This is a genomic window from Ralstonia pickettii (assembly GCF_001699815.1).
In the GTDB taxonomy this organism is placed as follows: Bacteria; Pseudomonadota; Gammaproteobacteria; order Burkholderiales; family Burkholderiaceae; genus Ralstonia; species Ralstonia thomasii.
The window spans coordinates 139,822-152,260 of record NZ_MCGB01000097.1; the positions used below are offsets into that span (position 1 = coordinate 139,822).

At 59.8% G+C, this 12,439-nt stretch carries 11 protein-coding genes and 2 pseudogenes; 10 read left to right on the forward strand and 3 right to left on the reverse strand.

The window, feature by feature from the left end:
• Positions 1–17 precede the first annotated feature (17 nt).
• Positions 18–1,202 carry a methionine adenosyltransferase gene (locus BEK68_RS21495; protein WP_004635185.1) on the reverse strand — a complete coding sequence of 395 codons (1,185 nt, stop codon included), beginning with the start codon at positions 1,200–1,202 and terminating at the stop codon, positions 18–20.
• Between the two features lie 254 nt (positions 1,203–1,456).
• On the opposite strand from BEK68_RS21495, the pseudogene BEK68_RS21500 reads away from it, so the two are divergent.
• From BEK68_RS21500 to BEK68_RS21515, 4 genes and pseudogenes are all read left to right on the forward strand, one after another.
• A pseudogene (locus tag BEK68_RS21500) lies at positions 1,457–2,079 on the forward strand (LemA family protein).
• Positions 2,076–2,933, forward strand: a pseudogene (locus tag BEK68_RS21505) (TPM domain-containing protein); the annotation flags it as partial. The pseudogenes BEK68_RS21500 and BEK68_RS21505, both read left to right, overlap by 4 nt.
• 1 nt (position 2,934) lies before the next feature.
• Complete coding sequence (locus BEK68_RS21510; RefSeq protein WP_004635178.1) at positions 2,935–3,435, forward strand: TPM domain-containing protein; 501 nt, start codon at positions 2,935–2,937, stop codon at positions 3,433–3,435.
• A gap of 51 nt (positions 3,436–3,486) precedes the next feature.
• Positions 3,487–3,963 (forward strand): hypothetical protein, encoded by a 477-nt coding sequence (locus tag BEK68_RS21515; RefSeq protein WP_009241694.1) that lies wholly within the window; start codon positions 3,487–3,489, stop codon positions 3,961–3,963.
• 156 nt (positions 3,964–4,119) lie between these two features.
• On the opposite strand, the gene BEK68_RS21520 is transcribed toward BEK68_RS21515, so the two are convergent.
• Positions 4,120–4,368 (reverse strand): hypothetical protein, encoded by a 249-nt coding sequence (locus BEK68_RS21520; RefSeq protein WP_004635173.1) that lies wholly within the window; start codon positions 4,366–4,368, stop codon positions 4,120–4,122.
• A 348-nt stretch (positions 4,369–4,716) separates the two neighbouring features.
• Between BEK68_RS21520 and ppk2 the strand changes: the two genes are divergently transcribed.
• Both ppk2 and BEK68_RS21530 read left to right on the forward strand, forming a co-directional pair.
• Positions 4,717–5,577, forward strand: coding sequence for a polyphosphate kinase 2 (gene ppk2 / locus BEK68_RS21525; RefSeq protein WP_004635170.1), 861 nt, complete (start codon positions 4,717–4,719; stop codon positions 5,575–5,577).
• Between the two features lie 76 nt (positions 5,578–5,653).
• Positions 5,654–6,259 carry a YqaA family protein gene (locus BEK68_RS21530; protein ID WP_009241693.1) on the forward strand — a complete coding sequence of 202 codons (606 nt, stop codon included), beginning with the start codon at positions 5,654–5,656 and terminating at the stop codon, positions 6,257–6,259.
• Between the two features lie 112 nt (positions 6,260–6,371).
• Here BEK68_RS21530 and ftsH read toward each other — a convergent pair whose 3' ends face one another.
• Positions 6,372–8,312: an ATP-dependent zinc metalloprotease FtsH gene (ftsH, locus tag BEK68_RS21535; RefSeq protein WP_009241692.1), complete on the reverse strand. Its 1,941-nt coding sequence runs from the start codon at positions 8,310–8,312 to the stop codon at positions 6,372–6,374.
• 378 nt (positions 8,313–8,690) lie between these two features.
• Here ftsH and BEK68_RS21540 point away from each other — a divergent pair, with 378 nt between their 5' ends.
• The 4 genes from BEK68_RS21540 to BEK68_RS21555 all read left to right on the forward strand — a co-directional run bounded on the left by BEK68_RS21540 (position 8,691) and on the right by BEK68_RS21555 (position 12,428).
• Positions 8,691–10,286, forward strand: coding sequence for an oleate hydratase (locus BEK68_RS21540; protein WP_004635167.1), 1,596 nt, complete (start codon positions 8,691–8,693; stop codon positions 10,284–10,286).
• 771 nt (positions 10,287–11,057) lie between these two features.
• Entirely contained in the window at positions 11,058–11,351 is a 294-nt protein-coding gene (locus BEK68_RS21545) for a heavy-metal-associated domain-containing protein (RefSeq protein WP_004635162.1), read from the forward strand.
• Between the two features lie 73 nt (positions 11,352–11,424).
• Positions 11,425–11,739: a DUF2933 domain-containing protein gene (locus BEK68_RS21550; protein ID WP_004635160.1), complete on the forward strand. Its 315-nt coding sequence runs from the start codon at positions 11,425–11,427 to the stop codon at positions 11,737–11,739.
• Positions 11,740–11,762: 23 nt separating this feature from the next.
• A complete protein-coding gene (locus BEK68_RS21555; protein WP_004635159.1) occupies positions 11,763–12,428 on the forward strand; it encodes a methyltransferase family protein in 666 nt (221 codons plus the stop codon).
• The last annotated feature ends 11 nt before the right edge of the window (positions 12,429–12,439 follow it).

Here is a 12,439-nt window from a genome sequence, read left to right on the forward strand (position 1 = left end):
AACGATGCAGCGCTCCGCTAAAAGACGGCGATGGCACCCGTGGCCAACTCCCGTATCAGCGCTGGAAGCGCCGCCAAATGCTGCGCGGTCAGCTCGCGAACTTGCCGCTGCCGCGCAGCGGAGAACCCACCCGCCGCTGCAAGGTCGATCGCCACCAACTGAGGCTGGTCGACCGGGTGGCCGATTGCCGAGAGCAGCCTGACCGTCACTTCATCCACGCCTTCGATGTCGGCATGAATGCTCGCCGCCAATCGATGTGCCAGCACGTTGTAGAGCTTGCCGACATGCGCGGCCGGATTCTTTCCCGCTGCCGCTTCCAATGACATCGGGCGGTACGGCGTGATCAAGCCGTTGACGCGATTGCCGCGGCCGACCTCGCCATCGTCGCCGTGCTCCGCACTTAACCCGGTCACGGTCAGGTAAATTCCGCTCTCGTCAAGCGTAGCTGGGTCATCCAGGGTGTTGATCCCGATATGGCACGCCGTCGGCAGACACCCAGCCAGGTACGCTGCCAATCGGCCCTTGAGTGTGAAATAGTCTTCAATACTTCCCACGTCTCGGTCGACGAGTGCGAGCGCCACGGTAAGGCCGAAGTGCGCGCCCAGCCGGTGCCCCATGATCTTAAAATCCGCCCCAGCCGCATCAAAGGCGCTGCGAAATTCGTTGGAGCGCAGGACGCGCGCAGCGCAAAGGACCGTGTCTTCGAGTCGGGAGCGGGGTGCGTACCCGACGCCGAAGGAGGTGTCGTTGGCCAGCGGAAGCGCCGCCTGCTGGATAACACGCTGAAGATTCGGCGCCGAAGGCCTCAAAACAAGCTCGATGCCGATGTCATTGCCTGCCTTTCCCAAGGTTGCCACCAGGTATTCGCGGATGGATTGCTCGACGAGTGACGTGGCCGAAGCCGACGGCAACTCGGTCACGGGGCCGCAGACGATCAGCCGCGCGGGACGCAGAACTTTGCCGCCGCCGAACCGTGGCTGGCTGATGCCTCCGATTAACAGCGCCTTATCCAGGTTGAAGTGCTGAATCGCTCCGTATGCTTGCAGATAGGCTCGGGATAGGGCGCAGGCTGCCGCCTCGACGGCGCCATCGCACAGGCTGTCCGGATGGCCGAAGCCCTTGTGCTCGGCAATTTCGGTTTGTGTGGCTTCCAGCGTCGACGTGGTCGAGATGGAGAGTGCAATTTCGCCGACAGTCCGCATGATAAGACGCTCCTGCCCAAATCCGATTGGGTCATTCTATTCACTGGCAGTCCAGTTTGGTATTAAGACCGTCCCCTCGGGGGTCGCGATTGTGGGCCTTGAGCGACATCAACAAATTCGCCGCCCGAGTGACTAGCATGGAAACAGGACACCCGGAGCGGCATGGGCTCTTGTGTGGCAGGAACGGCATGGTTGGCCCATGCGCGGTGTTCCCATGCCTCCGGGGCTAAGAATCTCGAAAATGGAGGTGTCTGATGCGAGCAGCATGGTCAGTCGTTGTTGCGGTAATTTTGGCAATCAGCCTCTCGGGGTGCGGCTATAACACCATTCAAGCGCAGGATGAACAGGTCAAGGCAGGCTGGTCTGAAGTCGTGAACCAATACCAGCGGCGCGCGACCTGGTACCGAACCTGGTCAACACGGTCAAGGGTTACGCAAGTCATGAGAAAGAGGTGTTGACGGAGGTGACTGAGGCTCGCGCGCGTGTCGGCGCCATCCAAGCCTCGCCTGCGTTGCTCAATGATCCGCAGGCGTTTGCCCGATTCCAGTCGGCGCAGCAGCAGTTGACCGGATCGCTGTCCCGACTCCTTGCCGTGTCGGAGAACTACCCGCAGTTGAAGGCAGATGCTGGGTTTCGCGATCTGCAAGCACAGCTTGAGGGGACCGAGAACCGGATCACCATTGCACGAAATCGGTACATCCAATCGGTACAGAGCTACAACGTGACCGTGCGCTCATTTCCATCGAATCTGACCGCGAAGGCCTTCGGCTATCAGGAGAAGCCCAATTTCACCGTTGCCAACGAGACGGCCATTGCCAAGCCGCCCCAGGTGGAATTCGGTTCGCCGTCCGCCAGTGCGCCGGGGAGCTCCAAGTGAACCTCCTCAAAATCGCGCGTGGCTTGCTTGTGGCAGCGGCTGCGCTCGTCTCTTTTGGGGCGGTTGCCGAAGTTGCCGTGCCACCCTTGACGGCGCGGGTGACTGACCAGACCGGCACACTCACGCCTGGGCAACTAGCAGAGCTAGAACAGACGCTGCAAGCCTTCGAAAACAAAAAGGGCGTGCAGATCGCTGTACTGATCGTGCCCAGCACACTGCCCGAAGCCATCGAACAGTATTCGCTGCGCGTGGTCGAGCAATGGAAGTTGGGGCGAAAGCGCGTCGACGACGGCGCACTGCTGATCATCGCTAAAGACGACCGCACACTTCGCATTGAAGTCGGGTACGGGTTGGAAGGTGTCCTAACCGATGCGACAAGCAAGCGCATCATTAGCGAAGTCATCTCGCCGCGGTTCAAGACTGGCGATTTTTATGGCGGCGTGAAAGACGGTGTTCAGAGTATGCAAGCCGTGATTGAGGGTGAAGCACTGCCGCCCCCCTCACGGTCGACGCGCGACGGAGGCGTATCCGTTCGGTCCTATATGCCTGTCATTCTGGTGTTGACGTTGGTGTTTGGCGGCGCGCTGCGAGACTTCCTTGGCCGTTTTCCGGGGGCGGTTGCAGCGGGCGGCGCCGTCGCCCTAGTCGCTTGGTTGCTTTCGGGCGCCATTTTTGTCGCGTTTACGGCGGGAGTGATCGCGCTCATCTATACGCTATTGGGTCCGGGCATGGTTGGGCACGGAGGCTCTTGGTCTACAGGCTCACGCTCGGGCCGCGGGGGATTCGGCGGTGGCAGCGGCGGTTTCGGTGGAGGCGGCGGTGGTTTCGGTGGTGGTGGTGCCTCGGGAAATGGTGATGGAAAACATCAAGCGAATTCTTTCCCATCTACTGACGACGCACTGGCGCGTCAGGCGAGCGTTCCCGCGCAAGGCGATGCGGGCCATCGGGCAAGCGATCGCTCAAAGCGAGTCGTCCCATGTCGGGCATCTGTGCTTTGCCGTGGAAGGCGCGTTGAGCTTCTCTGCGCTATGGAAGGGGGTGACGGCGCGGGAACGGGCTCTTGAAGTCTTTTCGCAACTGCGTGTGTGGGACACAGAGCAGAACAACGGCGTCCTGATTTATCTATTGCTGGCGGACCGCAGTGTCGAGATCGTTGCCGACCGTGGCATTCACGCGCGGGTTGGTGCTCAAGGATGGCAGGCGATCTGCAGCCAGATGGAAGCCGCGTGTCGGCGCGCCGAATATGAGCGCGGTGTGATCGACGGGATACGATCCATCACGCTGCGCCTGACGCAGCATTTCCCGGCGCGCGACCGGCGCGAGCAGAGGTTGCCCGGCAAGCCGGTCATCCTGTGAAGACGCAGAAATCTCTGTTTGATATTTGCGAAGTCGCGGTAGGAGGTGAATATGTTGTCTCTGCGCTCATTTGTTCCCTACGCTGCGGTGATTTGTGTCTTGGCGCTGCCGTCGGTGGAAACGCTCGCGCAAGCGCGGCTCGAACGTGAGGGCGTCGTCCTCTACTGGGGGTTGATTCCCGCCGCCATCGCCTCGGAAAGGCTCGACTTGGAGGAGTCGCATGGCGCACCTTCACCGGGAGGCGGCCGCCCTCACCACTTGCTAGTGGCGTTGTTTCGTGCCGACGGCTCCCGTATCACAGATGCCGTGGTGCGTGCGCAACTCAAGGAAGTCGGGATCGTTGATTCGCCGCCGAAGTATCTGACGCCCATGGTTATCAACGGCCAGGTTTCCTACGGCCAGGTGTTCACCTCGGTGCTGAGTGGGCGCGTGTATTTCCGCGTACTGGTGAAACTTGTTGACCGAACGAATGACATCGAATATCGGATTTCGGTCTCGCCTCCGCACATCGGCGGAAGTGAACCTTGATACCGGATGGAGCATGGCCGATACTGTGCCGACCAATGCATCTCGGCGGATTCGCCAAGCCTGTAAGACGATGATTGGACGTCGAAAAGGTCAGCAGCGACCAAGACCTGTCAACTCAGGTTGAGGGCCATGATCGCGTAGACATTTCGTAATGCCTCAACTCGACGAGCCACCGGTGGCCGGATAGCGCGTGTCGCCCGTCCATGCGCCGTCCGAGTAGATCTCAAACTTTCCAGCCTTGGCGCCATCAGTGTACGGATCGCGCGCGTCAGCAGCCCGCGCCCCGTCGGTGTAGACGTCGCGCTGAGCGAGGGCCCCGTTGCTGGAGGTTGCTGCGCTGGAAATGTTCGCGCCGAGAGAAATCAGCGCGGCTGCGATCAAGACGGTCTTCTTGGTGTGGTTCATTGCATTCTCCTGAAGTGGTTGGACTCAAAGGACTTGCTATGGGAGCCACTATAAGAATCCGCCCCTGACCGAGCGATGACGACCACATTACGAGAGCGTCATTCGGGCAAAGGATCGCGCAATAGTCGCGCTGATCCATGTCCTCCTGAATTCGACCATACATCGGAGGGCGCTTGACTCACATCAACCGCGCAAAATTGGCAGGTGCTTAAGCTTGTTCACCCGTTCGTAGGTTCAAAATGTGGTTGTCTGCCCATTTGAGCGTTTCGTAACAACGAAACCGCCATACGGCTGATGACGCTCTGGAGCGTTACTCCCGTTTCCATAGCCAACGCCGGAGGTGCGCATATGGCAAAAGGCAAGTCGAAGAAAAAGACCACTTCATCGGACGCCGAACACGTAACTGGCTTATCGTCCAGCCAGGCGCGAGTCGATGCTGCCAAAGGAGTCCAGGGTCGCGAGGACTACGAGGCGCAACTGCACCTGCTGCAAATTGAATTGGTCAAGCTTCAACGGCATTTCATCGGGTGTGGTGACCGCATCCTTGTCCTGCTGGAGGGGCGGGATGCGGCAGGCAAAGACGGCAGCATCAAACGCATTATCGAATTTCTCAGCCCCCGCGAGACGAGGGTGGTAGCGCTGGGTAAGCCGTCAGATCGCGAGCGCACCGGCTGGTATTTCCAGCGCTACGTGCCCCATCTTCCTCTCGCCGAAGAGTTTGTCCTCTTCAACCGCAGCTGGTACAACCGGGCAGGCGTTGAGAGCGTGATGGGCTTCTGCACTGCTGAGCAGTATGACGAGTTCATGTACTCCGTGCCCCACTTCGAGGAAATGCTCGTCAATTCCGGTATCAAGCTGCTTAAGTACTACCTCGACATCAGCAAAGCCGAGCAAGCTCGCCGACTTGCCGAGCGGCGCCGCGATCCGCTCAAGCAGTGGAAGACGAGCCCGGTCGACGCCGTGGCGTTGAAGCATTGGGATGCCTATACGACGGCACGCAACGCCATGCTGATGCATACGCACACGGCTGCCGCGCCATGGCACATCGTGCTCGCCGACGACAAGCGCACGGCCAGGCTCAACTTGATTCGTCACATCCTGTCGCGGCTGCACTACGCGGGCAAGAAGAACAAGCTGGTCGCTCCCGATCCTGAGGTCGTGTTCGAATTTTCGAAGGAGTGCCTCGATGCGAAACGTCTCGCATCCTGATGCTATCCAGCAGACGCAATCGATAAGGAGGAGACGCTTGAAGGTCGTCTGCGTGAGCGATGAAGGCAACTGAGCAATGCTACGCCTGAGCCTGCAGTCCGGTCTGCTCCGTGCCCTAACCCGGCGGGCCGACTCGCGCGCGTTCCCACTGGTGGTTGCCGGGGCAGCACTGGCGGCGGAACTGTCGATGTCGGTTCCATTTGCCAGCCTGCTGATGGCCGCAGTCCTGTTGGCGCCGCGCCGCTGGGTGTCCATCGCGACTTTGGCCAGCCTGGGGGCCGCTGTTGGCGCTCTCGTGCTGTACCTCGTCTTTCATCACCTGGGGTGGAACCGGTTGTTCGCTGCCTACCCGGACGTGGTGCGATCCACCGCGTGGCGTGATGCGACCCACTGGCTCGAACACTACGGCGTCGTATCGCTTTCGGTCATTGCCGCATTACCGGTGCCTCTCACCCCCGCTCTCATGTTTGCGGCGATCTCGCGACTTCCGGTCGCAGAGGTCATCGCCGCACTGTGGCTCGGCAAGTTGGCGAAATACCATGTTTACGCCTGGCTCGCCTCGCGATTTCCGGATCGGCTTGTGCGCCACGGCCGGCGCCATGTCGATACGTTGCGGGCAGTGCTCGGCAACGGCACGAAGGCTGACGGTGGCACAACCCCCACGCGGGGAGGGCGTCGGTAGCTCAATACACCATCGGGGCGCCTGTCTCACGTGGTGAACGCATTGATTGCCGGCAGCCGGCCGCGCTTTGGCGTGGTTGCGTTCTTGGCATGCCATGGCATCAATCTTCGCTCTATGTGCCTTGCGTTTTTTGGTCCGGTTTCCCCGTTGCAGTTGACTCCTCGATATTCGCGACGGGCTTGGGCGGAGGCATTGGCGTCACCTTCGCTGACAAAAACATGTCCAGGTCTTGGCGGTCAACCACTTCCTTCTCGAGAAGTAATTGGGCCAGAGCATCGAGCTTGGTCCGCTGTCCTTCCAGCGTCGCTTGTACGCGATGACTTGCTTCTGCCAATAGCTTACGGACTTCAGCATCAATCATCTGTGCGGTGCTCTCGCTGTATTCATTGCGTTCGCGCTGCATTAGCCCCGTCCCAGCAAAGAGCGGGTTCGGCATATTCTCGTACGTGGCCAGGCCCAGCTGGTCGCTCATGCCAAACTGGGTAATCATCTGCCGAGCCATGTCGGTTGCGCGCTGCAGGTCGTTCTGTGCGCCCGTGGATACGTCGCCGAAAATGAGCTGTTCCGCAATACGGCCACCGAGCAAGACATCGAGCCGGTCAAGCAGTTCGCTGCGCTTGAGCAGGTAGCGGTCCTCGGTTGGGGTCTGTTGCGTGTAACCCAACGCCGCAACGCCCCGCGGAATGATGGAAACTTTGGAGACACGGTCAGCCAGCGGCCGATGCTCCGCGACGATGGCATGTCCTGCCTCGTGGAATGCGATAGTTTCCTTCTCCTTCGGATTCATCACGCGGTTCTTTTTTTCCAGGCCGCCGACGATCCGGTCAAGCGCCTCGTCGAAATCTGCCATCTCGACCATTTGCTTGCTCTTGCGCGCGGCAAGGAGCGCGGCTTCGTTAACCAAGTTGGCAAGATCGGCACCTGCGAACCCCGGGGTCCGTCCGGCGAGTTTAGTCAGGTCGACCTCAGGAGCGAGGACAACGCCCTTGACGTGAACTTTGAGAATCTGCTCCCGTCCCTTGAGGTCAGGCCGGTCCAGTGCGACGTGGCGGTCAAAGCGACCGGGGCGAAGCAGGGCGGGGTCCAGTATCTCGGGTCGGTTTGTGGCGGCCATGATGATGACGCCTTTGTTGCTATCAAAACCGTCCATCTCGACCAGAAGCTGGTTCAGTGTTTGTTCGCGCTCCTCGTTGCCGCCGACCGCATTCAGTGCTCGCGTCTTTCCGAGTGCGTCAAGCTCATCAATGAAGATGATGCAGGGGGCTTTGGTTTCGGCTTGCTTAAAGAGATCGCGGACCCGTGCTGCACCCACACCAACGAACATCTCGACGAAGTCGGAGCCGCTCATGCTGAAGAATGGCACGCCGGCTTCGCCTGCCACGGCCTTTGCCAATAAGGTCTTGCCAGTGCCCGGGGCCCCAACCAGCAGCACGCCCTTGGGAATTTTTCCGCCCAGGCGCTGGTACCGCTGAGGATCTTTCAGGAAGCTAACAATCTCCGACAGCTCCTCCTTGGCTTCGTCGATTCCAGCCACGTCGGCAAAAGTCACGCCGGTCTCCTTTTGCATGTAGACCTTTGCCTTGCTCTTGCCAATTTCCATCATGCTGCCGGCGGCGCCGCCCACGCGCTTGATGAGAAAGCTCCAGATACCGAAAAAGATGACGGCCGGCACAACCCACGAGAGGATCGTGCTCAGCCATTTGTTGTCGGGCTGCCCGACGAAGCGCACCTTTGCCGCTTCGAGCTCCTGCACCAGCTCAGGATCGGCCACTCGAAGCGTGGAGAAGGCGTGGTCGCCCTTTGCCTCTCGGCGGATTTCCTCGATCTGCTGCTTGGCAAGGAGATTGTCGATACCTTCTGTCGAGAAGGTTCCGCTGATAGCCTGCTCACCAATAGCCACGTCCTTGAGCTTGCCAGCCTTCAGTAGGACCTTGAAATCGCTGTATGGGATCGTCTCGACATGCCCCGACACGAAGAGCGTCTGGATTGCAAGCATGGCCAGTATGGTCACGAGCACGTACCAGAGGGAGAACTGTTGCTGTCGCGGTTCCATGGGATTCTTCTCCAAGTCGACCTTATTGAAAGTGAGTCTGGTCTCCAATGCTGGGAAGGTTGGTGGGCGGCCTGGGTAGGCGCCGGACAACCGCGCATTGGTATGCGTTCCCAGTATTGACGCTTGGAAATCGCCGAGGTTGACCTTCATCAACCCGCGACATTGGGGCCGCGCGCGCGGGCGCAAGCGCCGTGGCTTCTCCATGGTTGTGCCCAGCCGATAGGGGATGTGTCGCGGAAAGCAAACATGACAAATCCATTACGGCGGCATGAGACTCAACAGCAACTTGCGCTGGCGCAAAGTATCGATCGCATACCCACCTAAAGTATTCCCAAGTCGCGTTGCTCATTGAGCATCCACACAGAATCAGAGGATTCCATGGCTGAGGTAACGAAGAACGAGCACCGTAGCGCATACCTGGTTGGCAGCGGCATTGCGTCATTGTCGGCTGCCGTGCTGCTGATTCGCGACGCAGGCTTCAAGGGGGAGAACATCCACATCTTGGAGGAACAGCAGGTGGCCGGTGGTGCGCTCGATGGCTCCGGTGATCCGCACAAAGGCTATGTAACTCGGGGCGGTCGCATGTTCACCGAAGAGACTTATGTCTGTCTGTGGAACGTGCTCGACAGCATTCCGTCGCTGGATGATCCGAAAATCAGTGTCAAGCAGCAGGCCTGGGCCTTCAACGCCGAATGGCGCTCGGATTCACACGCCCGGCTGATCGACGGGCAACGCCGTATCCTCGACGCTGCCGATCTGGGTTTCAACCTCCATGACCGGTTGGAGATCATGCGATTGCTGGCCACGCCAGAAGGGCTGCTGCATACGCTTCGCATTGAGGACTGTTTCTCGCCGCACTTCTTCGAGACCAACTTCTGGGCCATGTGGCGTACGACCTTCGCCTTCCAGAACTGGCACAGCGCGATCGAACTCAAACGCTATATGTTGCGCTTCTTGCAGGAGTTCCCGCGTATCCACACGTTGGCCGGCGTACGGCGCACGCCGCTGAACCAGTATGACGCGATCGTGCGGCCGATGGAGCAATGGCTGAAACAGCAGGGTGTGGTGTTCGAATATGGCACAAAGGTGGAGGATGTCGACTTTGTTGAAACCGGTGACGGCCGGCGAATTGGACTGCTGCGCGTGGTGCGCGGCGGACAGCCGATGGCCTATGACGTGCGGCAAGAGGATCTGGTGCTCATCACCATCGGCTCGATGACCGCCGACGCGTCTTATGGGGACGACCACCATGCACCGGAACTGGTGCGCGACAAACGCGATGGCGCCTGGACTCTGTGGGAGACCATGGCCCGTAAGGAACCTGGGCTCGGGCGGCCGAATGCGTTCTGTGGCAACGTCGACGAAAGCAAGTGGGAGTCGTTCACCTTGACGATGCGCAGCCCGGCGCTTGTGCACCGGATTGAGACCTTTACCGGCAATGCGCCAGGCACCGGCGGTCTGATGACGTTCAAGGATTCGAGTTGGCTGATGTCGATCGTCGTGCCTCACGCGCCGCACTTCGCCGGACAGCCGAAAGACATGTACACCCTGTGGGGCTACGGGCTCTTCGTGGACAACAAGGGCGATTACATCGACAAGACGATGGCCCAGGCAACCGGCCAGGAAATCCTCACCGAGCTGCTGCACCATTTGCATTGCGAGGACATTCTTGACGAGGTCTGTCGTACCACCACTGTGATCCCGGTGATGATGCCGTACATCACCAGCGAATTTGAGCGCCGCGAGCCTTCGGATCGGCCGCCAGTGATCCCGCACGGAGCGAAGAACTTCGCGCTGCTTGGGCAGTATGTTGAGATCCCTCAGGACGTAGTGTTCACCGTCGAATATTCGGTTCGCGGCGCGATGCACGCGGTTTATGGGCTGCTGGGCTTGAAGAACGAGATCCCGGCCATTTACCACGGGATTGCTGACCCAGGCGCTGCGTTTGCGGGCCTGAAGACGTTGTTGAGTTGAACCGTCGGACGGTTTACGGTTGATTTGTATCAACCGGAGGTTGGACATCCGCGCCTAGGCTGACTCTGTGTGACCGTTCCTCTCTTTGGGCAGAAATCATGTTCTTCCACTCCCGACATCTACGCCGCTGGGCAGCTCAAATGCTACTGGTGTGGCTGTTGGGTCTGGCCGTCGGCATCGCAAACGCGTGCGCTGTCGCGGATGCAGGTAAGGCCGCAGCGCCGGCATCTGGCCACGTGTCAGCCCACAGTCATGGACACCATGCGGATGCCGACGATGATGGCTGTGACGATAGCGGCAAGATTGCCTGCCACAGCTTCTGCGAAAAGTCCTCAACCAGCATTCCCCGTGTGCTGTCGGATCATGACAAGCCTCTCATTCCGGTGGCCGTGCCATTACCGATGAGCATGGCATCCACGCCGGAGGTGGACCGCTGCAGTGTGCACCGTCAGTCCAATCCCCGGCCAGCGGACAAGTTCGCGTCTATACCAATCGTCTTCCTCCGGTTGACGCTATAGCGCTCTGTCGCTGTTTGGCAGTGCGCGGCTTTGTCTTACGTATCGCCTTGACGCGCATCCAGTGCGGACACCGCCAAAGGTGCGTTGCAACACGCCGTTCCATCGTCAATGCACTGAACAAAAGCGGCCTTGGTCGGCATTCGCCCCGAGCGTCTCGATTGCGTTCTTTCTCTACTGCCGGAAAGTGTCTGGCGCTGTGTTGAACGCAGTCGCAGTGAGATTTTCAACGTCACCTCCTAAAAGGATTTCTTCCATGGACACTATCGAACTGAAGATCAAGGGCATGAGCTGCGGCTCTTGCGTCTCGTCGGTTACTCATGCACTGCAGCGAGTGCCTGGTGTGGATGCCGTCGACGTGGATCTGGCGCGCGGTATCGCGCGCGTCAGCGGTAACGCCCAGGCCGCGCCCGCAATGCTGGCCGCGCTGGCAGCAGCCGGTTACGAAGCCGAGTCGCTTAGCACTGGCGCCGGAGCGAAGACGGAGCATGCCCACCATGGTGACGTCCCAACCGGCACTGCTCACAAGAGCGGTGGATGCTGCCACTGATAGACCGCTAGGAGGGGCGGCCGGGCAGTGCACCGATCGGCGTCCCTAACCTTGACCTTGCGAAGGAGTTCTCATGTCGTCGCTTCGATCTCTCTCCAGGCACCGCCAGTCGGGCCGCATCGGTTCAGGGGCCATCTTCATTGCGTTTGCGTTGATTGCCCTGTTCTTCCTGTTCACCGAGCACCGGGCACATCTGTTCGGCTGGTTGCCGTTTCTTCTACTGCTGGCTTGTCCGCTGCTGCACCTCTTCCACGGGCACGGTGGCCATGGAGGGCACGCAGGTCACGAGGACCAGCCGCGCGGTTCCGATTCCGGAAGTAGCCGCCCATCGGGGTCGACGGCCAGCGAACAACCGCCCGTTCAGGGCGCTCAGCATCACCACCACTAAGTTCTTCTCAGAGGAGCGCCATCATGGACCAATCGACACCTCCCGCCTATGGCTTATGGTCGCTGGTAATCATCAATTCCCTCGTTTTCATCATCTTCGCGTTCAGCTTCGCCAAGCCACAAAGCCCGCGCGACTGGCGTTCGTTTGGCGCGTTCTCTGCGTTCCTGGTGGCGCTATTCACCGAGATGTACGGCTTCCCGCTGACGATCTACCTCCTGTCGGGTTGGCTGAGCGCGAAGTTCCCCGGCGTGAATTTCATGTCGCATGACGCTGGCCACCTGCTGGAGGTGATGTTCGGCTGGCGCGCCAATCCGCATTTCGGGCCGTTCCATCTGCTGAGCGCTATCTTCATCGGCGGTGGCTTTTGGCTATTGTCGGCCGCTTGGGCGGTGCTTTACCACAACCAGCGGAGCCATACGCTGGCGACCACCGGCGCCTACTCCCGTATCCGGCATCCGCAGTATGTGGGCTTCGTTTTGATCATGTTCGGTTTTCTACTGCAGTGGCCGACCATCCTGACACTGCTGATGTTCCCAGTGCTGGTGGTCATGTACGTGCGTTTGGCCATTACGGAAGAGAAGTGGGCGGAGCGCGAATTTGGGGAGGAGTGGGCGCACTATGCGTCGCACACCCCGCGGTTCATCCCGAATTTTGGCGACAAGCAAGCGGATCGCCACCACCACGCATGACAAAAAGGGGG

Excerpts from the sequence above, each read along its gene's own strand:
- BEK68_RS21495 (WP_004635185.1), bottom strand. The coding sequence starts at position 1,202 with ATGCGGACTGTCGGCGAAATTGCACTCTCCATCTCGACCACGTCGACG.
- BEK68_RS21510 (WP_004635178.1), top strand. The coding sequence starts at position 2,935 with ATGGAAAACATCAAGCGAATTCTTTCCCATCTACTGACGACGCACTGG.
- BEK68_RS21515 (WP_009241694.1), top strand. The coding sequence starts at position 3,487 with ATGTTGTCTCTGCGCTCATTTGTTCCCTACGCTGCGGTGATTTGTGTC.
- BEK68_RS21520 (WP_004635173.1), bottom strand. The coding sequence starts at position 4,368 with ATGAACCACACCAAGAAGACCGTCTTGATCGCAGCCGCGCTGATTTCT.
- ppk2 (WP_004635170.1), top strand. The coding sequence starts at position 4,717 with ATGGCAAAAGGCAAGTCGAAGAAAAAGACCACTTCATCGGACGCCGAA.
- BEK68_RS21530 (WP_009241693.1), top strand. The coding sequence starts at position 5,654 with ATGCTACGCCTGAGCCTGCAGTCCGGTCTGCTCCGTGCCCTAACCCGG.
- ftsH (WP_009241692.1), bottom strand. The coding sequence starts at position 8,312 with ATGGAACCGCGACAGCAACAGTTCTCCCTCTGGTACGTGCTCGTGACC.
- BEK68_RS21540 (WP_004635167.1), top strand. The coding sequence starts at position 8,691 with ATGGCTGAGGTAACGAAGAACGAGCACCGTAGCGCATACCTGGTTGGC.
- BEK68_RS21545 (WP_004635162.1), top strand. The coding sequence starts at position 11,058 with ATGGACACTATCGAACTGAAGATCAAGGGCATGAGCTGCGGCTCTTGC.
- BEK68_RS21550 (WP_004635160.1), top strand. The coding sequence starts at position 11,425 with ATGTCGTCGCTTCGATCTCTCTCCAGGCACCGCCAGTCGGGCCGCATC.
- BEK68_RS21555 (WP_004635159.1), top strand. The coding sequence starts at position 11,763 with ATGGACCAATCGACACCTCCCGCCTATGGCTTATGGTCGCTGGTAATC.